This window comes from Streptomyces sp. NBC_00659 (assembly GCF_036226925.1).
GTDB lineage: Bacteria > Actinomycetota > Actinomycetes > Streptomycetales > Streptomycetaceae > Streptomyces.
In genome coordinates, this window is record NZ_CP109031.1 from 4,874,168 (window position 1) to 4,895,495 (window position 21,328).

The following is a 21,328-nucleotide window of genomic DNA, read 5'->3' on the forward strand; positions in this document are numbered from 1 at the left end:
CCCTTCCCGAACGGGGACCCACATGACTTCCTCGGACATCACCGCCTACCTGAACGGTCTCGACAGCCCGCTGCGCGAGATCGGCGAGAGAACCAGGCACGTCATCGACTCGGCCCTCCCCGACGACTCCGGCGCGCTGTGGCACGGCCATCCCACCTGGAGCCTCGGGGACAAGCCGGGGCAGGCCCCGGTCTGCCTGCTCAAGGCCTACACGTCCTACGTCACCTTCGGCCTCTGGCGCGGCCAGGACGTGGCCGATCCATCGGGCCGGCTGGTCGCCGGAGCCCGCCGGATGGCCTCCGTGAAGCTCGGCCGTGCCGACGAGATCGACCCCGCCCTGTTCAGCGCGTGGCTTCGCCACGCCCTCGCCCTGGAGACGACATGACCACCCTGCGTGTGAAGGCCTTCGACCACCTGGTCCTCAATGTCGAGGACATCGAACGGTCCCTGGCCTTCTACACCGGGCTTCTGGGCCTCGAACCCGTACGCGTCGACGCATGGCGGCGCGGCCAGGCCCCGTTCCCGTCGGTGAGGGTCACGGCCGAAACCATCATCGACCTGATCGCCCATAGCCGTGGGGGGTCCAACGTCGACCACCTCTGCCTCACCGTGGAACCTCTGGACTGGGACCAGGTCATCGCGTCGGGATCCTTCACCGTGCTCGAGGGGCCCGTGAAACGCTTCGGCGCGCGCGGCAACGCCACCTCGGTCTACGTCCAGGACCCGGACGGCAACACCGTCGAACTGCGCTGGTACCCGCAGGACGTCACACCGTGACCGTGCCGAGGACGGCGGTCCGGGTGTCCGCCCCGGACCGCGCCCCCGTGATCCGGCTCAGTCGGCCAGCGGCAGGTACACGCGGTTGCCCGCCTCGGCGAACTCCCTGGACTTCTGAAGCATGCCCTCGGAGATCTCCTCGGCGGAGGCGCCGTCGGCCACGTCACCGCCGAACCGCTCGTTGATGTTCTGGCTGATCTTCATCGAGCAGAACTTCGGCCCGCACATGGAGCAGAAGTGGGCCGTCTTGGCGGGCTCGGCCGGCAGCGTCTGGTCGTGGAACTCCCGCGCCGTGTCCGGGTCGAGAGCCAGGTTGAACTGGTCCTCCCACCGGAACTCGAAGCGGGCGTCGGAGAGCGCGTCATCCCATTCCTGCGCACCTGGGTGCCCCTTGGCGAGGTCGGCTGCGTGGGCGGCGATCTTGTAGGTGATGACGCCGGTCTTGACGTCGTCACGATCGGGCAGGCCCAAGTGCTCCTTGGGCGTGACGTAGCAGAGCATGGCCGTGCCCCACCAGGCGATCATCGCGGCACCGATGCCGGAAGTGATGTGGTCGTACGCCGGCGCGACGTCCGTCGTCAGCGGACCGAGGGTATAGAACGGAGCTTCATCACAGATCTCCTGCTGAAGGTCGATGTTCTCCTTGATCTTGTGCATCGGGACGTGTCCCGGGCCTTCGATCATCGTCTGTACCTGAAAACGCTTCGCAACCCTGTTGAGTTCCCCGAGCGTCCTCAACTCGGCGAATTGCGCCGCGTCGTTGGCGTCCGCGATGGACCCCGGCCGCAGCCCGTCGCCGAGCGAGTAGGTGACGTCGTACGCGGCGAGGATCTCGCAGAGTTCCTCGAAGTTCTCGTACAGGAACGACTCCTTGTGGTGCGCGAGGCACCAGGCGGCCATGATCGAGCCGCCGCGCGAGACGATGCCGGTCTTGCGGTTCGCGGTGAGTGGCACGTACGCGAGGCGCACGCCCGCGTGAACCGTCATGTAGTCCACGCCTTGCTCGGCCTGCTCGACGACGGTGTCCTTGTAGATCTCCCAGGTCAGCTCCTCGGCACGGCCGTCGACCTTCTCCAGCGCCTGATAGAGCGGCACGGTGCCGATGGGGACGGGAGAGTTGCGCAGCACCCATTCACGCGTGGTGTGGATGTTGCGGCCGGTGGACAGGTCCATGACCGTGTCAGCGCCCCATCGGGTCGCCCAGGTCATCTTGTCGACCTCCTCCTCGATGGAGGAAGTCACCGCGGAATTGCCGATGTTGGCGTTGACCTTCACCAGGAACCGCTTACCGATGATCATCGGCTCGATCTCCGGATGGTTGACGTTCACGGGCAGCACCGCTCGGCCCGCGGCGATCTCCTCCCGTACGACCTCGGGGGCGACGTTCTCACGGACCGCCACGAACTCCATCTCGGGCGTGATCTCACCACGCCGCGCGTAGGCGAGCTGGGTCACTGCCTGCCCGGCCCGACCCCGGCGCGGCTGACGCGGCCGGCCGGGGAAGACCGCGTCGAGATTGCGCAGCCCTCCGCGCGGGGACGTGTGCTTGATCCCGTCGTCCTCGGGACGGACGGGGCGGCCCGCGTACTCCTCGGTGTCTCCGCGGGCGATGATCCAGCTCTCACGCAGCGGCGTCAGCCCCCTGCGCACATCGGTGTCGATGGACGGATCGGTGTACGGGCCGGAGGTGTCGTACAGCGTCACGGACTGCCCGTTGGTGAGGTGCACCTGGCGAACCGGCACCCGCAGATCGGGGCGAGTACCCCCGACGTATGCCTTGTGCCAGCCGATGGACTGCCCGTCCTGGCCGTTCGGGGACGGCGGGGAAACCCCGTCCGTCCGACTGGAGGCAGGCGTGCGTACATCCTTGTCGGTCATGAGACCTACTCCCTACGCCGGCATTACCCGGTAACAGGTTCAGCGGTCGACGCAGCAGCTTCCGATCGCTGATGTTTCATGTGAAACATCGCGAAGACGGAGGTCAGCGCCCTCTCAGCCCGGTGCTCCGAGCTCCCGCGTGTGCAAAGGTGCCCCCACGCTAGCGTCATGTTTGGCGCGGTGAACAGAGGGCCCTTGACGTTCTTGCGATGATCGGCCGGTGACGACGACCCGGCAGCACCCGTTCCCCCCGCCCGAGCCACCGCGCCGTCCCGGCTCCGACGACGGCCGTGGGCATGGCTCCGCCATCGGTCACGGCCACGAGCAAGAGCACGGCCACGGCCATGGACCGGGCGGTGATCATCACGGTTCGGGCGACGGTCACGGGCCGGGTCCCCGCCGCGGGCACCACGAGCCTGCGGGCGCCGGACACGGGCATTCCCACAGCCACGGTCCCGCCGCGCCGGTCTCCAAGCAACTGCGCAAGGTCATCGCCGCGGTACTGATCCCCTTCGCGGCCGCGGTCGTGGTGGGTCTCGTGGTGCTGTGGCCCGGCGGCGCGCCGTCCCACGAGCGCACCGGTGTCGGGTTCGACCGGCAGACCCAGCAGGCGACGGTCACGAAGATCGACCAGGTGGACTGCAAGTCCGTGAACGCCTCCTCGGGAACCGCGACGGGCGGCACCTCCACCGCCGGGGGTTCCTCCGCTCAGTCCGGGGAGGGGGGAGAGTGCAAGAAGGCGACCGTCCGCATCGACACCGGCAAGGACAAGGGCCGCACGTTCACCGAGATCGTTCAGCCCGATCAGTCACGGCAGTTGCACCAGAGCGAGAAGGTCGTCGTCGCGTACGAACCCTCCGCCCCCAGGGACCTCCAGTACTCGGTCACGGACGCGAACCGGAAGCTGCCCCTGACGCTGCTCGCCGTGATCTTCGCGGTGGTCGTCGTGGTGATCGGCCGGATGCGCGGCATCATGGCCCTGGTCGCCCTGGCCATCAGCTTCGTGATCCTGAACTTCTTCATCCTGCCCGCGATCCTGCAGGGCTCGAACCCGCTGCTCGTGGCCGTCGTCGGGTCCAGTGCGATCATGCTGATCGCGCTCTACATGTGTCACGGTCTGTCGGCCCGGACGTCCGTGGCGGTGGTCGGCACCCTGCTCTCCCTGGTGCTGATCGGGCTCCTCGGCTCGGTCTTCATCGACTGGGCCGTACTGACCGGCAACACCGACGACAGCACCGGCCTGATCCACGGTCTGTACCCGTCCATCGACATGAGCGGCCTGCTGCTGGCCGGCGTCATCATCGGTTCGCTCGGTGTCCTGGACGATGTGACGGTGACGCAGACGTCCGCGGTCTGGGAACTGCACGAGGCGAACCCGACGATGGGCTGGCGCGGCCTGTACCGCGCGGGCATCCGTATCGGCCGTGACCACATCGCGTCGGTCGTCAACACGCTCGTCCTGGCCTACGCGGGCGCCGCGCTGCCGCTGCTGCTGCTCTTCTCGATCGCCCAGAGCAGCGTGGGCACCGTCGCCAACAGCGAACTGGTCGCCGAGGAGATCGTGCGCACGCTGGTCGGATCGATCGGTCTGGTCGCCGCGGTGCCCGTGACGACCGCGCTGGCCGCGCTGGTGGTCGCCGCGGACCGTGAAGGCGGCACGCCCGTCCCCGCGCAGCCCGCGGCCGACAGGACGCCGGCACGGAGCGGGAAGGGACGCCGCCGCAAGCACTGAGCCGTCCCGCGACAGCGCGGAAACCATCCTGCACCGGCGCCCCTTGTGAGGAAGCGTTACGCCGCTCCGTGGGCCGCCGACGCTCAGCCCGCGCTCTGTTCCTCCGTGAGAATGCGGTCGAGCACCGCGTCGAGGGACGTGTCGAAACCCTCGAGGGAGCGTTCCTGCCCGAGCGGCACGAGCCTGTCCGTCCGGTCGAGAAACGCGACGAGCGGCGCGGCCCCGGACCGGAACAGCGCGTGATCGCCGCCGACCTGAAGCCGGATCAGCACCTCGCCGAACGCCTCCGGGTCGGACGGAGCGATGTGCACGTCGCCGTCACCACAGGGCCTGCCCACCCCGTCGACGAGCAGTTCCCGCCCGAACGCCCAGGTCACGGGCGCGTCGCCGGGCAAGTGGAAGGTCAACCGCACGGCGTACGGATCACAGGTCTCGTATCGCAGCTCGACAGGAATACGGAAGGACAGCTCCTCGGACACGAGGAAGCTCATCATGACCTCTGCCTGCACCGACTCACGCATCGCCTACCCCGTCGTTTACCGTCGACTGGCCAGGATTCGTCCCACCTGACACTGCTGGAAATATTGCTCAACGTGTATGCCGCATTACAAGGAGTGAGTTTTCAGATACTGATAGAGATGGCGAGTGTTCCTAGCAGCCGGCCGACCTCGTTCTGCAGCTGCCGTGCCACGGGCATCAGCCGGTCGCCCTGATGGGACGGGAGGGAGAAGGCCACGACCGCGGCCGAACTGCCCACGGTGACCGGAATCGCGGCGCAGACCGTGCCCAGCGCGTACTCCTGCCGCTCGATCACCGGTTCCATCCGGCCCGTCCGTTCCAGACGCCGCAGCAGCCGGTCCTCGTCACGCACCGTGTACGGGGTGAGCGCCCGCACCGGGTAGCGGTCGAGGTGTTCACGCCGGGACTTGTCGTCCAGCTGGGCCAGCAGACACTGGCCGACCGCATGGGCGTGCCCGGTCTCGCGGAAGTCGGCCCACTCCTCGACCGCCGGGTTCGCCGGGGTGTCGGCGACACACATGACCTCGATCTCACCGTCGCGGTAGACCGCGTAGTACACGGGTGCGCCGATCACGTCGCGCCAGCGCGCGAGGGTGTCCCTCACTGTGCTGCGACGTTTCTGCCGGGCTCCGCTGCTGCTCAGCCGCTCGGCGGCCTCGCCCAGGAAGAACAGCCCTCTGTCACGGCGCAGATAGCCCTCGTGGACCAGGGTGCGCAGCAGGTGGTAGGCGGTCGGCAACGCCAGCCCCGCCTCCCGGGCGAGCTGTTTGGCAGGGGCGCCCTGCTCACGCGAGGCGACGGCCTCCAGCAGACGCATCGCGCGCTGGACCGAGCCGATCAACGTGGTGGTGTGGGAGTCCAGGGGAGCGGCTTCCGGCTCCGCGGAAAGGGCGCGGGCCTGGCGTGCCGTCCCCGCGGCCGGTCGGGTTGGACCGCGAGTCGCCGCCGGCCCGGTGTGCCCTTCCACCGGCGCGGTGCGCCTGGCGGGTTCCTCCACCGTCGGATTCCGGGGCTGCGCCGGCCCCCTGGGCGGAGCCGACGAGCTGTGCGAGAGGGACGGCTCCCCCGGCGAGGTACGCGGCTGGGCCGGCGGAACGCGTGCCGCCGCGGGCGTACCCGGTCGCCGGAAGGGTGGAGCGACGGATGGTGCGGGTGCTGTGTCAACCGTGGCCAAGGGGCACTCCGAAGAGCGAGGAGGACCGCCCGTGCGGGGAGTCACGGGAGGGCTGTGCGCTGCCCGCGGGGTCGGCCCCGCGTCGAGTTCCGGACTCTAACGGGCCGTCACCGCTCATACGCGGCCTCACCGGAAACTTCCCCCTGCCGAGGGAACCTTGGGTTCCCTTTCCCCTTTCGCCGTTACCTGTCGCTCGCCCTCCGGCGCCTCACCAGTCGCTGCGCGAGGAGGAACCCGACATGAACTTCCGCACGATGAAGATGAGCCCGCCGACCAGCGCGACGAAGACGAGCAGCTTGAAGAGCAGGCCGATGACGAACCCGACGACGCTCGCTATCAGGCCGCCGAACACCACGAGAGCGATGACCGGCACCGCGACCCACTTCACCCACCACGGCATACCGCTGAAGATCTCCTGCATCGCCCTGTCCTTACCTCTCCTCGCCCGTGGCCCCGACACCGGGACACTGATTCCGGGTTCTCTGATGTCTCGCACCCGATGCTAGGACGGGGAGGGGTCCGTGCGGTGACCTCGCATCCCTTGTCCTCCCCTGATCGTCCCCCTAGGGAACCCTGAGACGCGGGGTCAGCTCTCGGGCGGAGAGAACACCACCAGGACCCGCAGATCCTCCGTGATGTGGTGGAACTTGTGGGCGACCCCGGCGGGCACGTAGACGACGCTGCCCCGGGCCACCTGAGTGGTCTCCAGGCCGACGGTGATCGAGGCCCGCCCGCTGACGATGAAGTACACCTCGTCCTGGGCATGCGGTTTCTGTGGATCGGGGGCGCCCGCGTCGAGCGCGTACAACCCGACCGACATGTTCCGCTCACGCAGAAACTGCAGGTAGGCACCGTCGTTGGCGGCGCGTTCCGCCTCCAGTTCATCCAGCCGGAATGCCTTCATCGCCCTCGTCCGCTCTTGTGCGTCGCAGGCTGTTTCCACAGCCTCTTCTGGCCAGTCGATCTCTCTGCCACGATCAGACACATGAAGAATTTCGTAGTCAAGACGCTCGCCAACGCGGGGGCCCTGGCCGTCGCCGTCTGGCTGCTCGACAAGATCACCCTGACGGGCGACAGCACGGGCAAGAAGATAGGCACGCTCCTCATCGTCGCGCTGGTCTTCGGACTGGTGAACTTCCTGGTCAAGCCGGTCGTGAAAGTACTGACCTTTCCGCTCTTCGTCCTCACCCTCGGCCTAGTCACCCTTGTGGTGAACGCCTTGATGCTGCTGCTCACCTCCTGGGTCGCCGACAAAATCGACCTGAGCTTCCACGTGGAGGGCTTCTGGACCGCCGTCCTGGGCGGCCTGATCATCTCCGTCGTCTCCTGGGCGCTCAACGTCGTGCTTCCCGACGGCGACTGAAAGGACTGAGAGAGCTCATGACCTACCGCGTCTGCTTCGTCTGCACCGGCAACATCTGCCGCTCGCCGATGGCCGAGTCCGTCTTCCGTGCCCATGTGGAGCGAGCAGGACTGGACGAGCTCGTCGAGGTCGACAGCGCGGGCACGGGCGGCTGGCACGAGGGCGACGGAGCCGACGAGCGCACCGTCGCCGTGCTGGTGGCGGGCGGCTACGAGAGCGACCACGCGGCCCGGCAGTTCCAATCTTCGTGGTTCTCCCGTCTCGATCTCGTCATCGCCCTCGACACGGGCCATCTCAAGGCCCTGCGCCGCCTCGCGAGCAGTGCCGAGGACGCCGGGAAGGTCCGTCTGCTGCGCTCGTACGACCCCACCGCGGGCGACGACCTGGACGTCCCTGATCCGTACTACGGACACATGGACGGCTTCGAGGAATGTCTTGAGATGGTGGAGGCGGCGAGCCCCGGGCTGCTCGCCGCGGTACGAGAGCAAGTGGAGGGACGAGCGGCATGACGTCAGAGGATTTCGTCACGGCGAACGACGAGGGCACCGGCCCCGCGGGGGAGCGCCCGGTCACGGGGGCGGAGGCGCCGGGCGACGGCACGCGGGCGGTACGTGCCGGGCTGCCTGAGCCCGTCAAGTACGAGCCGACCCTTCCTGGCCCGGTCTTCGCCGCGCACTTCCATCTGCCGGGTGAGCCCACCGGCCCCTACACCTACGGCCGCGACGAGAACCCGACCTGGACGCTTCTGGAGCGCGCCATCGGCGAGCTGGAGGCACCTGGGCAGGAGTCCGCCGAAACGCTCTCCTTCCCCTCCGGCATGGCCGCCGTCTCCGCGGTGCTCTTCTCGCAGCTGCGGGCCGGCGACATCGTCGTCCTGCCCGACGACGGCTACCAGGTGCTGCCGCTGGTGCGCGAGCAACTGACCGCGTTCGGCGTCGAGGTGCGCACGGCCCCCACCGCCGGCGACGCCCAGCTCGAGGTCCTGGACGGCGCGAAGCTGCTGTGGATCGAGACGCCGTCCAACCCGGGTCTCGACGTCTGCGACCTGCGACGCCTCGTCGCCGCCGCCCACGCGCAGGGCACGCTCGTCGCCGTGGACAACACTCTGGCCACCCCGCTCGGACAGCGCCCGCTGGAGCTGGGCGCCGACTTCTCCGTGGCCAGCGGCACCAAGATGCTCACCGGGCACGGCGACATCCTCCTCGGGTACGTCACCGGCAGGGACGCCGGTCTGATGGCTCCCGTACGACGCTGGCGCAAGGTCGTCGGAGCCATCCCCGGGCCCATGGAGGCATGGCTGGCCCACCGCTCGCTCGCCACGCTCCAGCTGAGGGCCGACCGGCAGACCGCGACCGCGAGGACGATCGCCGAAGTCCTGCGGGACCGTCCGGAGGTGACGGGGCTGCGCTACCCGGGACTGCCCGACGACCCCTCGTACAAGATCGCCTCGCAGCAGATGCGTCGTTTCGGATGCGTGGTCTCCTTCACGCTGCCCTCGCGCGAGCGTGCGGAGCGCTTCCTGGACGCGCTGCGCCTGGTGGACGACGCCACCAGTTTCGGCGGGGTGCGGTCCACGGCCGAGCGGCGCGGCCGGTGGGGCGGCGACGCCGTCCCGGAGGGCTTCATCCGCTTCTCCGCCGGCGCCGAGGATCCCGAGGACCTCGTGGCGGACATCCTGCGGGCCCTCGACGCATCTGCGGAGTAGGGCGTCCGTCGCGGCGGGATCGGTACCCCCGCTACGTACAACGGACGGTCCGAGCCTCCCCCCTCGTGGCTCGGACCGTCCCGGTTCTGCGCGCGAAGAACCGCGCGAACAAGGCTAGTTGACTCTGTGTCAGTGTCCAATCACAGTAGCGACAGAGACCTATCGACTTATTTATAGTTGGGCTCGCGCGGGGTGCTGAAAGGGAGGGGCATGCACCATGGACCTGGCCTTGTTGCGCACGTTCCTGACCGTGCACCGGGCCGGTTCCTTCACTCGTGCCGCCGCACTGCTCGGCCTGTCCCAGCCGGCCGTCACATCGCAGATCCGCACGCTGGAGCGCCAGTTGGGGCGGCCCCTGTTCCTGCGCCAGGCACGTGGGGTGACGCCCACGACCATCGGCGACGAACTCGCCCACAAGGCGGCGCCACATCTCGATGCCCTCGTGGAGATCACCGAGACCGGCCTCGACGAGGACTCGTCCCTTCGCACGCTGCATCTCGCCGGCCCCCCTGAGTTCACCGCGGAACGCGCACTGCCCGCTCTCACCGAACTGACCGGCGACGACGGACAGGGCTTCGCCCTGCGCGTCTCCTTCGGTAACGCGGAGGAGACGATGGAGGGGCTCGCCGCCGGACATCACGATCTGGCCATGACGACGGCCCAGCCACGGGGTGCGCTTCTCACCGCGACTCCGCTCTGCGACGAAGAGCATGTCCTGGTCGCCGCTCCGCGCTGGGCCGCCGAGATCGGCCCGGGCAAACTCCGCCGCAAGGGCGCCCACGCTCTCGAGGACTTCCCCATCGTCGAGGTCCACGAGTCGTTGCCGCTCGTCGCCCGCTACTGGGCCTCGGTCTTCGACTGCCGCCCCGCCGCCTCCGGCACGGTGATAGTCCCGGATCTCCGAGCGGTCCTCGCCTGCGCCTCCGCCGGAGCGGGCCTCGCCGTCCTGCCCAAATATCTTTGCTCCGACGCCATCGAGCGCGGAGACGTCGTGTCGCTCCTCGACCCCGCGGTTCCCCCGCTGCGTACGTACTTCCTGGTCGTACGGACCGGAACGCTGGCGATGCCTCACATCGCCCGAGCGCACGAATGGCTGCTGCGGGCAGCCTCCGGCTGGAGCTGAGGCCGGCACGGACGGGAAGATTCTTCGGGGCTTTCACGCGGAATCGCGGCCGCACGATGTTTCACGTGGAACCAGCCGGGCCACATTTCTCCCATGACCGTCCGACCCGTGGTCAAGCGCACCGCACGTGCCGTCCTGCTCGACGGTGACGACCTGATCTTGATCAAGCGCACCAAGCCCGGCGTCGATCCCTACTGGCTCACACCGGGTGGCGGGGTCGAACCGGAGGACACAACTGTCGTCGAGGCACTCCATCGTGAGGTGCACGAGGAACTCGGCGCCAAGATCGTCGATGTCGTGCCCTGTTTCGTCGACACAGTCGAGCACATCGGCGACGACGGCGGCGCGACCGGTGTGAAGGTCCAGCACTTCTTCGTCTGCCGACTGGAGTCCATGGACCCGTCGCTGCGGCACGGTCCCGAGGTGGACGAGCCCAGCGGCGAGTACGAGATCGTCCGCGTCCCGTTCACCCGGGTTGGAATCGCCTCCGTCCACCTCGTACCACTGTCGCTGAGGCACTATCTCGACGGAAACATCGAGGGTGTACGCGCCATGCACGCACCCGACCTGGGCTGACCCGGAAGGCACCGGCGCGGGCCGACCGCCCATGGCTACCCGGTGCGGCAGACCAGTTGATAGGCGGCACCCAGGTCCCGTCCCACGTAGGAATGCGTGGCGAGGCTGCGCAGATGCTGGTTCGCGTTGACCGCGACGGACACCGGTACGACGCCGAAGAGATCCTTGTCCGAGCCTGAGTCGCCATACGCGACGCAGTCGGCTCGGCTCACCCCGAACTCCGCACAGAGCAGATCCGCGATCTGTACCTTTGCCGCGGCGCTGAGAACGCCCGCCGGGTCCAACGGCTCCACGAACGGCACGGCCGGAAAACGCGAGCCGTGAGCCGCGTGCGCTCCCCATGACAGCAGGCGCTCCACAAAGAAGGACGGCGACAGAGAGACGACGGCGCAGTAGTCGCCGTTCCGCCGGATCTCCCTCCAGACGTCCTCGATCCCTGACATCCATGGCGCACCGTCGAACGCCGCCGTCACATGCGCCTCGGTGAGATCCGTCCACAGAGCATGCACCTGCGCCGCATACTCCGGAGGGCCTATGCGGCCCTCGGAGATGGCCGTTTCGAGCGCGATGGTCTCGGCCTGCAGGCCGAGTTGCCGGGAGATCTCCAACGGCGCGGTGCTGCCGTGGAGCAGCGTCCCGTCGAGGTCGAAGAGATGAAGTCTCGCCATGTCTGTCGAGGCTACTCGGGCAACCGGCCTTCAGAGGCGGGGGTTTCACGTGAAACCCCGGTCACGCGCCACTGTGATGCGCAGCTTGACCAAAAGCCGGTAGGAGTACCGGGAAAGCGGTGGACGGCAGAGCCCCACCTCGGACAGCCTGACCTGCGTGTCGACTCATTCCCTCACCGCTCTGCCCATTCGCCGTCTGACGCCCCGCGACCTCGTCGCCTGCGCCGACTTGTCCGAGGACCGGGGCTGGCCCCGTGAGGAGCACAAGTGGGGTCTGTTGCTCGCCGGGGGGACCGGTTACGGCATCGACGACCCCTCCGGCGGTCTCGTCACCGCGTGCGTGGTGACGGACTACGGACCACGCGAGCGTCCAGAACTGGCTGCGATCGGCATGGTCCTGGTTGCCGAGCGATACGCGCGCCAGGGTGTCGGCCGACGTCTGATGCGGTACGTCGTCGACGAGATGGGCGCGACCCCGCTGGCCTTGCACGCCACCGAGTACGGGCGCCCGCTCTACGAGGAGCTGGGATTCAAGGTCACCGGCCGGGCTGAGATGGTCAGTGGAGTCTTCGCGCCCGACGGCTCCGAGTCCAAGGTCTTCACCCGCCCGGCCACGGCAGAGGATCTCGCGCCCGTCCTGCGGCTGGACGAGGAGGTCTTCGGCAGCGACCGCACCCACATGATCACGCGGCTGCCCGCCTTCGCCGACCAGCTGCGCGTGGCCGAGGAGAACGGCCGGATCGTCGGCTATGCGGCTGCCTGGCCCAACATGACCACCCACGTCGTGGGCCCTCTGATCGCCCGGGACACGAAGACCGCGAAAGCGCTCGTCTGCTCGCTCGCCGCCCACACCGACCGTCCCCTGCGCACCGACATCGACACGCGGCACGAGGACCTGCTGAGCTGGCTGAAGGAACGCGGGCTGGCCTCCGTCGGCTTCAACGCGGTCATGACGCACAAGATCCCGGAACTGCCCGGTGACTGGACCCGCCGCTTCGCGCCGCTGACCGTGGCCGCCGGCTAGAGATCCGAGGGCTCCGGAAACACCGAGTGCCGGTCCCCCTGTACATGGGGGACCGGCACATCCGGAGGGTCGTCCGGCGGACGACCGCCGCGGCCGGTGGGATCAGACGAGGGACTCGACAGCGGCGACGGCGAAGCCGTGGTCCTGGTCGGGCATACCGCCGCCGACCCCGATCGCGCCGATCAGACGGCCGTCGCGGCGGACCGGAACGCCGCCCGCGATGAACAGCAGGGGACGGTCCAGCGCGGTGGGCAGGGTGTGGAAGAGACCGCCGGGCTGCACCGCGTCGACGAGATCGGCGGTGGCCGAGTCGAGCTGGAGTGCCGTGTAGGCCTTGCGTGTGCTGGTCTCTCCCGAGATCAGCACGGCCTGGTCGTCCCGCCGGAAGGCGAGCAGGTGGCCGCCCGCGTCGAGAACGGTGGCGCTGATCCGGACACCGGCGGCTTCGGCGGCGCGTCGGGCCGCGGCCACGAGGACCTCGGCGTCCTCGATGGTCAGGGGGGCGACGGCGGTGGTGGTGCTCATCAGGGTCTCTCCTTGTGGGGGTGTTCTGTGTCGAGTCGGGTGCGTGCTGGATCGAGTCGCCGCGGGAACGGCCCTGATTCTGCGGCGGCCCGGTCGGTCAGTGGTGGACGGCGGTCCGCGGTTCGGCGGGGACGCCTCCGGCGACCACGACGCCGGGGCGGGACGTGCGGCGTTCCAGAGCGGCCGAGATGACGGCCAGGACGAGCGCGCCGGCGGCGAGAACCGCACCGACCCAGTTGGGGGCGGTGTAGCCGAGGCCCGCGGCGATGACGACGCCGCCGAGCCAGGCCGCGAGGGCATTGCCGAGGTTGAAGGCGCCGATGTTCACGGCCGAGGCCAGGGTGGGGGCACCGTGCGCCTGGTCGAGAACGCGCTTCTGGAGAGGGGGCACGGTCGCGAAGCCCAGAGCGCCGATGAGAGCGATCGTGACGGCCGCCAGGATCTTGTTGTGGGCGGTGACGGTGAAGAGGGCGAGCACGACGGCGAGGCCGCCCAGAGAGGCGTACAGCATCGGCATCAGCGCGCGGTCGGCGAGCCTGCCGCCGATCAGGTTCCCGCCGACCATGCCGAGGCCGAAGAGGACCAGCAGCCAGGTGACCGATCCGTCGGCGAAGCCGGCGACGTGCGTCATCATCGGCGCGATGTAGGTGACGGCCGCGAAGACGCCGCCGAATCCGAGCACGGTCATCGCCATCGCCAGCAGGACCTGGACGTTCTTGAAGGCGGCCAGCTCATGGCGCAGACGCACGCCCTCGGGCTTCGGCATCTCCGGGACCAGCTTGGCGATGCCCAGCAGTCCGATGACGCCGAGCGCGGCGACTCCCGCGAAGGTGACGCGCCAGCCGGCGGACTGCCCGATCAGCGTGCCCAGGGGGACGCCGACGACATTGGCGATCGTGAGCCCGCTGAACATCATCGCGATGGCGCCAGCCTTCTTCTCGGGTGCGACCAGTTCGGCGGCGGCCACCGACCCGATGCCGAAGAAGGCACCGTGCGCGAGGGAGGCGACCACCCGGCCCGCGAACATCAGCCAGAAGGCCGGGGCCGCGGCGGAGATCAGATTGCCGAGGACGAACAGCCCCATGAGCACCATGAGCATCCGCTTGCGGGACACCTTCGTGCCGAGCGCGGTCATGATCGGCGCGCCGATGACCACCCCCAGGGCGTATCCGGTCACCAGCAGTCCGGCCGTCGGGATGGAGACCCCGAAGTCTCCGGCGACCTCGGGCAGGACACCCATGATCACGAACTCGGTCGTTCCGATTCCGAAGGCCCCGATCGCGAGGGCCAGAAGCGCGAGAGGCATGGTGGGTGCACCTTCCAGAAGATTGCATGGGCGCTTTGCCTGCGTTCACAATAGTTGCAGACGCGGGTTATATGCAACAGCGGGCTATTGCGCCTGTGCTCTATCCTGGTTTCAGCCGCTCCGGGACGGAGGAAACGCCATGACAGCCACGGACCCCGCGCTCACCGCCCTCTCCCAGGGATGGTGCGCACTCTCCCTGCTGCACGGGAGGATCGAGGCCCACATCGAGCGAGCTCTGCAGGCCGAGCACGGTCTCAGCGTGCGCGAGTACTCCCTGCTCGACGTGCTCAGCCGACAGCACGACGGCGTGGGCGGCCATCTCCAGATGAAGCAGGTCGCGGACGCGGTCGTACTCAGCCAGAGCGCCACCACACGGCTGGTCACCCGCCTCGAGGACCGCGGGCTGCTCGCCCGCTACCTCTGCCCGACCGACCGGCGCGGCATCTACACGAATGTCAGCGACGCGGGACTGAAGCTCCTCGCCGAGGCGCGGCCCACCAATGACGCCGCCCTGCGCGATGCCCTGGACGACGCGGCCAAGAACCCTGAACTGGCGCCCCTGGTCCGGGCCGTGGAGTCGGCCAGCATGCCCGTGCACCCTGTGCCTCCCATGAGCGTGCCCTCGTAGGCTGCGCTCATGGCAGATCTTGAGATACGAGCCGCGGACGTCGATGACGTGCCCGTCATCGTCGCGATGCTGGCCGACGACCCGCTGGGTGCCCGACGGGAATCCCCCGACGACCTGAGCCCGTACCTGGACGCCCTGGAGCGTCTGCGCCGGGACCCGAACCAGCACCTGGTCGTCGCCGTCCGCGACGGCCGTGTCGTCGGCACCCTGCAGCTCACCGTGATTCCCGGACTGTCCCACAGAGGGGCCACGCGCTCGGTCATCGAAGCCGTACGCATCCACGCCGACGAGCGCGGCAGCGGTCTGGGGACGGAGCTCATCGAGTGGGCGGTCGCGGAATCCCGCCGTCAGGACTGCCGATTGGTCCAGCTGACATCCGACGCCTCCCGCACCGACGCCCACCGCTTCTACGAGCGGCTCGGCTTCAAGGCTTCACACGTCGGCTTCAAGCTCCCGCTCTGAGGCAAGGCCGCCGACGGCCGCACGCCGGCCACGTCGTTGAAGGCTGTTCCCCACCGGTGCGAGGCGGTCTGTTTCACGTGAAACAGACCGCCTCGCACCGGTGGCGCCTACTGAATTCCTCGCCAGCCTTCCGGGTCCACCCCACCGGGCACCGGAGCGTCCTCGTCGTACGGCTGCCGCGTGAACACGAACGAGCCGAGGTCCAGATGGCTCACGGAGCCGTCAGTCCTTCGAACGGGCCGCAGAAGCTCGCCCGCGTAGTAGCCGTCGAGTCCTGTCCACGTCCCGTCGCCGTTCGCCCGGAAGCGGGCACCCCGGCCGACACCCGAGAGCGGACCCAGCACCAGCCCTCCGTCGGCAGGCAACCGCAGTCCGAATCCCTGAGTCCCCCAGTACCACTGACCCGCCAACTCCAAGGAGCTCTGGTCCACTTCGGTCATCGGGTGCCAGGGTTCGGGGATTCGCGGCTCCGCCTCGGCGACGATCCGCACCAGATCGGCGGCCACGGTGAACACGGGCGGCCCCGAGGTGCAGTTGGCCAGCACCACCGCCGCCACGTCGTCCTCGACGCTGATCACCAGTCCGGCGAGGAAACCCGGCAGGGAACCGGAATGCCCGACGAAGGTCCGGCCGTCACGGTGCAGGATCTGCAGGGCAAGCCCGTACGACGACCCCGCCGCCAGCTCCGCGGTCTCGGGCGGAGCGGCAGGCGCGCGCATCTCCCTGACGGACTCCGCGCTCAGCACCCGATCGTCACCATGGGCGAGAAAGACGGCGAAGCGGGCCAAGTTCCCCGTGGTGGACCACAATTGCCCGGCCGGAGCCATCCGTCCGAGGTCCTCGGACGGTTCGGGCATCATGGCGTCCGCCCAGGGGTGGACCGCCCATCCCCCCGCGTGCGGCGCCTGCGGGTGAGCGCTCGTACGGTGCAGGCCGAGCGGTTCGAGAATCTCGCGGCGCAGCACTTCGTCCCAGGGCGCGCCGCGCAACTCCTCCACCAGCGCCCCGAGCAGTGTGTAGCCGGGGTTCGAGTAGTGGTGCCGCCGTCCAACTGGATGCCGGAAGGGCTGCCGGCCCAGCACGTCGGCCAGTTCGGGACGCAGGGAGCCGGAGGTGCGCTCCCACCACGGCGCGGGCGACTCGGCGGCCAACCCTCCGGTGTGGGCGAGCAGTTGGGAGATGGTGACCTCCCCCGCACCAGTGCCCGGCACATGCTTCTCCAGCGGGTCACCGAGGTCCAGGACGCCCTCGTCGCGCAGCCGCAGTACCAGAACAGCGGTGAAGGTCTTGGTGATGGAGCCGATCCGGTACTGCACGTTCTCGTCCGGGCCGTGACCGGCCACCGAGGTCCGCGCCCCGTGCCATACCGCCTTCCCGCCCCGGACCACGGAAGCGACGAGTGACGGAGCCCGTCCCTCGCTCTGCGCGACGGCAATGCGGTGCAGCAGGGCCCGGCGCGTACCGGGGAGCAGATCATCGTGGGATGTCGTCATGACACCAGTCCACCCGCCGCGGCGCCGGACGTCGAGCGGATTGAACCGAAGCCCCCCGTGGGGCGGCGCTTGTAGGGTCTCGCCGCTCATGACATGTCGATCTTGCGTGCCCTGAGCGTTCTTGGCTGCCTCACGGCCTTGTCACCCATGATCAGTCTCAAATCCGTGGCATTTCCTCGCAAGGCCGAGGTCGAGATCAGGCGGCTTGCCCGAGTCGGCCGAGTACACCACGCTGAGCCCCAAGCACGAGGACGACCGGCGAGCCCAGATCGCGCACCGATGAGTTTCCCGCGCCGCGCTGGTCTATACGCCGGACACCCAAGGACGGAAGGCTGGGCCATGCGGAAACTGATCTACGGCATGAACCTGACCCTGGACGGCTACATCGCCGCGCCCGGCGACGACATCGGCTGGGGCGTGCCGAGCGACGAGCTGTTCCAGTTTTGGTCCGACCAGTTGCAGGCGACCGACCTGTCGCTGTACGGGCGCAAGCTGTGGCAGACGATGAGCTCCCACTGGCCGACCGGCGACCAGCAGCCCAATGCCACCTCGGCGGAGATCGAGTTCGCGCGCCGCTGGCGGGACATGTCGAAGGTGGTGTTCTCCTCGACGATCGACAAGGTCGACTGGAACACCCGCCTGGTCACCGGCGACGCGGTCGCCGAGATCACACGGCTCAAGGCCGAGGACGGCGGCCCGATGGACATCGGCGGCGCGACACTCGCAGGGGCGGCCATGCGGGCCGGGCTGATCGACGAGTACGTGCTGGCCACCGCGCCGGTCCTGGTGGGCGGCGGCACGCCGTTCTTCACCGCGCTGGACAACTGGGTGAACCTGAACCTGGTCGAGACGCGGACGATTCCCGGCGACGTGGTCCTGACCAGGTACGAGACGAGGCGCTGAGCAGCAGCACTCACGCGCCAATCTCACGGTGATGCCGTATACGACATCGGTACGACACGGCCCGTGAGATAACGGCATCAGCCGCGAGACCCTACGGGGCGCCCGATCAGGTCTGTGCCATGTCCACGAAGCGCGAGTAGTGACCCTGGAAAGCCACCGTGATCGTCGCCGTCGGGCCGTTACGGTGCTTGCCGACGATGATGTCGGCCTCACCGGCGCGGGGGGACTCCTTCTCGTACGCGTCCTCACGGTGAAGCAGGATGACCATGTCCGCGTCCTGCTCGATCGACCCGGACTCACGCAGGTCGGAGACCATGGGCTTCTTGTCCGTACGTTGCTCGGGTCCACGGTTGAGCTGCGACAGCGCGATGACCGGCAGCTCCAGCTCCTTGGCCAGCAGCTTCAGGTTTCGCGACATGTCGGAGACCTCCTGCTGGCGGCTCTCGGAACGCTTCCCGCCGGACTGCATCAGCTGGAGGTAGTCGATGACCACGAGCTTGAGGTCGGCGCGCTGCTTGAGGCGGCGGCACTTGGCGCGGATCTCCATCATCGACAGGTTCGGGGAGTCGTCGATGTACAGGGGGGCGGCCGAGACGTCCGGCATACGGCGGGCGAGCCGGGTCCAGTCCTCGTCCGTCATGGTGCCGGACCGCATGTGATGCAGGGCCACGCGCGCCTCGGCGGACAGCAGGCGCATCGCGATCTCGTTGCGGCCCATTTCGAGCGAGAAGATCACGCTGGGCATGTTGTGCTTGATCGAGCAGGCCCGCGCGAAGTCCAGGGCCAGCGTCGACTTACCCATGGCGGGTCGGGCAGCGATGATGATCATCTGTCCGGGATGCAGACCGTTGGTCAGCGAGTCGAGGTCGGTGAAGCCGGTCGGTACACCGGTCATCTCCCCCGAACGCGATCCGATCGCCTCGATCTCGTCGAGCGCGCCCTCCATGATGTCGCCGAGCGGCAGATAGTCCTCGGTGGTGCGCTGCTCGGTGACCGCGTAGATCTCGGCCTGGGCACTGTTGACGATCTCGTCGACGTCGCCGTCGGCCGCGTACCCCATCTGAGTGATCCGCGTGCCGGCCTCGACCAGGCGGCGCAGGACCGCGCGCTCGTGCACGATCTCCGCGTAGTACTCGGCGTTCGCGGCGGTCGGGACCGTCTGGACCAGCGTGTGCAGATACGGCGCGCCGCCGACCTTGGTGATCTCGCCGCGCTTGGTGAGCTCGGCCGCGACCGTGATGGGGTCGGCCGGCTCGCCCTTCGCGTACAGGTCGAGGATCGCTCCGTAGATCGTCTCGTGCGCCGGCCGGTAGAAGTCGTGACCCTTGAGCACTTCGACGACGTCGGCGATGGCGTCCTTCGACAGGAGCATGCCACCAAGGACGGACTGCTCGGCGTCGAGGTCCTGCGGCGGCACTCGCTCGAAGGCCGAACCGCCGCTCTCCCAGGACCCGTTGTCCCGGTCGTGCTGCTCGTCGCGGCCTCGGCCGCCGTTCCCGCGCCGGCGGGACGGGGGCAGACGATCACTGGGCCCACTGTCCGCCCAGGGGTCGTCCAAGGGCTCGGAAATAGTCACCGAGCCACCTCCTCCCGTCCGCAGAGCGGACCTAGCAGTGCCTTCAATTTCTACGGCACGGCACTGACAAGTGAGCGGCCCGACTCCGGATCTCGCGCGTCGGTTTTGCGTGCTTTCCGAGGACGGAAAGGAGAAGGGGCGCCGCACCACGTTAGGCCCGCGGGCACCGTCAGCCAATCCGGTTATCCACAGGCCATGTGGACGACGGCCCCGATGCTGTGGAGAACTCCGCGAAACCTGTGCACGACCCGGTGGACAGCCCTGTGAACAAGCCCTCAGCCCTTCTGAAGAACACGCCCTGACCTGGCGTTTTCCCGTCCACCGGCTGTGCAGAAGAAAAACTTCCCCAGCAGGATCAAGATCGCCTCGAACAGTGCGCCAGAACACACCCCGCACGCCTCGCGGTAAGGGTCTTTCTGCTTTTGCATCTCTTACCTGTGGAAGATTAGATTGATGCCCATGACACAGGCTCCCGCGGCACCCAGCGCCGCCCGACGCCGGCACGACCGAGAGATCGTCGCACTGGCCGTTCCCGCGTTCGGCGCACTCGTGGCCGAGCCTCTCTTCGTGCTGGCCGACAGTGCCATCGTCGGCCATCTCGGCACCGCGCAGCTGGCCGGACTCGGCGTCGCCTCGGCCCTCCTCATGACAGCCGTCGGAGTCTTCGTCTTCCTCGCCTATGCCACGACCGCCGCGGTCGCCCGCAGGGTCGGCGCCGGCGATCTTCGGGCTGCGATCCGTCAGGGCATGGACGGCATCTGGCTCGCCCTGCTCATCGGCGTGGCCGTGATCGTCGTCGCCCTGCCCGCCGCGCCCTCCCTCATGGAACTGTTCGGCGCATCCGACTCCGCCGCCCCGTACGCGACGACCTATCTGCGGATCTCGGTGTTCGGCATCCCCGCCATGCTCGTCGTACTGGCCGCCACAGGCGTACTGCGCGGACTCCAGGACACGAAGACCCCGCTGTATGTCGCCGTCGGAGGATTCGTCGCCAACGCGGTCCTCAATACCGTCCTCGTCTACGGCGCCGGCCTCGGCATCGCCGGGTCCGCCTGGGGCACGGTCATCGCCCAGTGCGGCATGGCCGCCGTCTATCTCCACGTCGTCCTCCGCGGAGCGCGCAGACACGGCGCCTCCCTGCGGCCGGACGCCGCCGGCATACGAGCCTGCGCCCAGGCCGGCACCCCCCTGCTCGTCCGGACGCTGTCACTCCGGGCGATCCTCCTGATCGCCACCGCGGTCGCCGCCCGGCTCGGGGACGCCGACATGGCGGCACACCAGATCATCCTGTCGCTCTGGAGCCTGCTCGCCTTCGCGCTCGACGCCATCGCCATCGCGGGACAGGCCATCATCGGGCGCTACCTCGGTGCGGACGACCCCCGTGGTGCCCGTGAGGCATGCCGCCGCATGGTGCAGTGGGGACTCGTCACCGGGCTCGTGCTCGGTCTGCTGGTCATCGCCGCTCGTCCCTTGTTCCTTCCGCTGTTCAGCGGCGACTCCGGTGTGCGGGACGCGGCGCTGCCCGCCCTGGTGATGGTGGCCGCCTCCCAGCCGATCTGCGGGATCGTCTTTGTGCTGGACGGAGTGCTGATGGGCGCGGGGGACGGACCGTATCTGGCCCGGGCCATGCTGCTCACCCTGGCGGTGTTCGCCCCCGCCGCCCTGCTCGTTCCCGTCCTCGGCGGCGGGCTGACCGCGCTGTGGGCAACGATGACGCTGATGATGACGATGCGGATGCTGACTTTGTGGCTGCGCTCCCGCTCGGGCCGGTGGATCGTCACGGGCGCGACCCGCTGACGTACGCCGGACGGATCCCGGGAAACGCACCAAACGCCTCCTGGAAGAAGCACCGGATGTTTCACGGGAAACACGGGCGCCGGTTTCACGTGAAACGAC

The 21,328-nt window shown here is 68.7% G+C and carries 23 protein-coding genes; 13 read left to right on the forward strand and 10 right to left on the reverse strand.

The window, feature by feature from the left end:
* Positions 1-22: 22 nt before the first annotated feature.
* Positions 23-385 (forward strand): DUF1801 domain-containing protein, encoded by a 363-nt coding sequence (locus tag OG410_RS21100; RefSeq protein ID WP_329300608.1) that lies wholly within the window; start codon positions 23-25, stop codon positions 383-385.
* The gene (locus OG410_RS21105; protein ID WP_329300609.1) at positions 382-777 is read left to right on the forward strand and encodes a VOC family protein; all 396 of its coding nucleotides are present in this window, start codon (positions 382-384) and stop codon (positions 775-777) included. Before OG410_RS21100 ends, OG410_RS21105 begins: the two co-directional genes overlap by 4 nt.
* 57 nt (positions 778-834) lie before the next feature.
* Here the strand turns inward: OG410_RS21105 and thiC are convergent, their stop codons facing one another.
* A complete protein-coding gene (thiC, locus tag OG410_RS21110) occupies positions 835-2,655 on the reverse strand; it encodes a phosphomethylpyrimidine synthase ThiC (RefSeq protein ID WP_329300610.1) in 1,821 nt (606 codons plus the stop codon).
* Positions 2,656-2,875: 220 nt separating this feature from the next.
* On the opposite strand from thiC, the gene OG410_RS21115 reads away from it, so the two are divergent.
* Positions 2,876-4,387, forward strand: a complete 1,512-nt coding sequence (locus OG410_RS21115; protein ID WP_329300611.1) for a YibE/F family protein — start codon at positions 2,876-2,878, stop codon at positions 4,385-4,387.
* Positions 4,388-4,470: 83 nt separating this feature from the next.
* Here OG410_RS21115 and OG410_RS21120 read toward each other — a convergent pair whose 3' ends face one another.
* The 4 genes from OG410_RS21120 to OG410_RS21135 all read right to left on the reverse strand — a co-directional run bounded on the left by OG410_RS21120 (position 4,471) and on the right by OG410_RS21135 (position 6,984).
* Entirely contained in the window at positions 4,471-4,908 is a 438-nt protein-coding gene (locus OG410_RS21120) for an SsgA family sporulation/cell division regulator (RefSeq protein ID WP_326786792.1), read from the reverse strand.
* A 101-nt stretch (positions 4,909-5,009) separates the two neighbouring features.
* A complete protein-coding gene (locus OG410_RS21125) occupies positions 5,010-5,747 on the reverse strand; it encodes an IclR family transcriptional regulator (RefSeq protein WP_329300612.1) in 738 nt (245 codons plus the stop codon).
* A gap of 541 nt (positions 5,748-6,288) precedes the next feature.
* The gene (locus OG410_RS21130; protein ID WP_326786791.1) at positions 6,289-6,501 is read right to left on the reverse strand and encodes a DUF5326 family protein; all 213 of its coding nucleotides are present in this window, start codon (positions 6,499-6,501) and stop codon (positions 6,289-6,291) included.
* Positions 6,502-6,666: 165 nt separating this feature from the next.
* Entirely contained in the window at positions 6,667-6,984 is a 318-nt protein-coding gene (locus tag OG410_RS21135; protein WP_329300613.1) for a cupin domain-containing protein, read from the reverse strand.
* Between the two features lie 81 nt (positions 6,985-7,065).
* On the opposite strand from OG410_RS21135, the gene OG410_RS21140 reads away from it, so the two are divergent.
* From OG410_RS21140 to OG410_RS21160, 5 genes are all read left to right on the forward strand, one after another.
* Positions 7,066-7,443, forward strand: a complete 378-nt coding sequence (locus OG410_RS21140; RefSeq protein ID WP_329300614.1) for a phage holin family protein — start codon at positions 7,066-7,068, stop codon at positions 7,441-7,443.
* A 17-nt stretch (positions 7,444-7,460) separates the two neighbouring features.
* Positions 7,461-7,952: a low molecular weight protein-tyrosine-phosphatase gene (locus tag OG410_RS21145; protein WP_329300615.1), complete on the forward strand. Its 492-nt coding sequence runs from the start codon at positions 7,461-7,463 to the stop codon at positions 7,950-7,952.
* Positions 7,949-9,148 carry a cystathionine gamma-lyase gene (locus OG410_RS21150; protein ID WP_329300616.1) on the forward strand — a complete coding sequence of 400 codons (1,200 nt, stop codon included), beginning with the start codon at positions 7,949-7,951 and terminating at the stop codon, positions 9,146-9,148. Before OG410_RS21145 ends, OG410_RS21150 begins: the two co-directional genes overlap by 4 nt.
* Before the next feature lie 217 nt (positions 9,149-9,365).
* Positions 9,366-10,271: a LysR family transcriptional regulator gene (locus tag OG410_RS21155; protein WP_329300617.1), complete on the forward strand. Its 906-nt coding sequence runs from the start codon at positions 9,366-9,368 to the stop codon at positions 10,269-10,271.
* A 93-nt stretch (positions 10,272-10,364) separates the two neighbouring features.
* Entirely contained in the window at positions 10,365-10,847 is a 483-nt protein-coding gene (locus OG410_RS21160; protein ID WP_329300618.1) for an NUDIX hydrolase, read from the forward strand.
* Positions 10,848-10,882: 35 nt separating this feature from the next.
* Here the strand turns inward: OG410_RS21160 and OG410_RS21165 are convergent, their stop codons facing one another.
* Positions 10,883-11,515 carry an HAD family hydrolase gene (locus OG410_RS21165; RefSeq protein ID WP_329300619.1) on the reverse strand — a complete coding sequence of 211 codons (633 nt, stop codon included), beginning with the start codon at positions 11,513-11,515 and terminating at the stop codon, positions 10,883-10,885.
* A 157-nt stretch (positions 11,516-11,672) separates the two neighbouring features.
* On the opposite strand from OG410_RS21165, the gene OG410_RS21170 reads away from it, so the two are divergent.
* The gene (locus OG410_RS21170; protein ID WP_329300620.1) at positions 11,673-12,539 is read left to right on the forward strand and encodes a GNAT family N-acetyltransferase; all 867 of its coding nucleotides are present in this window, start codon (positions 11,673-11,675) and stop codon (positions 12,537-12,539) included.
* 102 nt (positions 12,540-12,641) lie between these two features.
* Here the strand turns inward: OG410_RS21170 and OG410_RS21175 are convergent, their stop codons facing one another.
* On the reverse strand, positions 12,642-13,064 hold the full coding sequence (locus OG410_RS21175; protein WP_326786782.1) for a GlcG/HbpS family heme-binding protein: 423 nt from the start codon (positions 13,062-13,064) through the stop codon (positions 12,642-12,644).
* Positions 13,065-13,161: 97 nt separating this feature from the next.
* The gene (locus tag OG410_RS21180; RefSeq protein WP_329300621.1) at positions 13,162-14,370 is read right to left on the reverse strand and encodes an MFS transporter; all 1,209 of its coding nucleotides are present in this window, start codon (positions 14,368-14,370) and stop codon (positions 13,162-13,164) included.
* 139 nt (positions 14,371-14,509) lie between these two features.
* Between OG410_RS21180 and OG410_RS21185 the strand changes: the two genes are divergently transcribed.
* Together OG410_RS21185 and OG410_RS21190 are read left to right on the forward strand one after the other, a co-directional pair.
* Positions 14,510-14,998 carry a MarR family winged helix-turn-helix transcriptional regulator gene (locus tag OG410_RS21185; RefSeq protein WP_329300622.1) on the forward strand — a complete coding sequence of 163 codons (489 nt, stop codon included), beginning with the start codon at positions 14,510-14,512 and terminating at the stop codon, positions 14,996-14,998.
* 9 nt (positions 14,999-15,007) lie between these two features.
* Positions 15,008-15,460 carry a GNAT family N-acetyltransferase gene (locus OG410_RS21190; RefSeq protein ID WP_329300623.1) on the forward strand — a complete coding sequence of 151 codons (453 nt, stop codon included), beginning with the start codon at positions 15,008-15,010 and terminating at the stop codon, positions 15,458-15,460.
* 107 nt (positions 15,461-15,567) lie between these two features.
* Here OG410_RS21190 and OG410_RS21195 read toward each other — a convergent pair whose 3' ends face one another.
* Entirely contained in the window at positions 15,568-16,953 is a 1,386-nt protein-coding gene (locus OG410_RS21195) for a serine hydrolase domain-containing protein (RefSeq protein ID WP_329300624.1), read from the reverse strand.
* A 339-nt stretch (positions 16,954-17,292) separates the two neighbouring features.
* On the opposite strand from OG410_RS21195, the gene OG410_RS21200 reads away from it, so the two are divergent.
* Entirely contained in the window at positions 17,293-17,856 is a 564-nt protein-coding gene (locus OG410_RS21200; RefSeq protein WP_329300625.1) for a dihydrofolate reductase family protein, read from the forward strand.
* A 106-nt stretch (positions 17,857-17,962) separates the two neighbouring features.
* Here OG410_RS21200 and dnaB read toward each other — a convergent pair whose 3' ends face one another.
* On the reverse strand, positions 17,963-19,432 hold the full coding sequence (dnaB, locus tag OG410_RS21205; RefSeq protein ID WP_326786776.1) for a replicative DNA helicase: 1,470 nt from the start codon (positions 19,430-19,432) through the stop codon (positions 17,963-17,965).
* Between the two features lie 459 nt (positions 19,433-19,891).
* Here dnaB and OG410_RS21210 point away from each other — a divergent pair, with 459 nt between their 5' ends.
* On the forward strand, positions 19,892-21,229 hold the full coding sequence (locus OG410_RS21210) for an MATE family efflux transporter (RefSeq protein ID WP_329300626.1): 1,338 nt from the start codon (positions 19,892-19,894) through the stop codon (positions 21,227-21,229).
* The last annotated feature ends 99 nt before the right edge of the window (positions 21,230-21,328 follow it).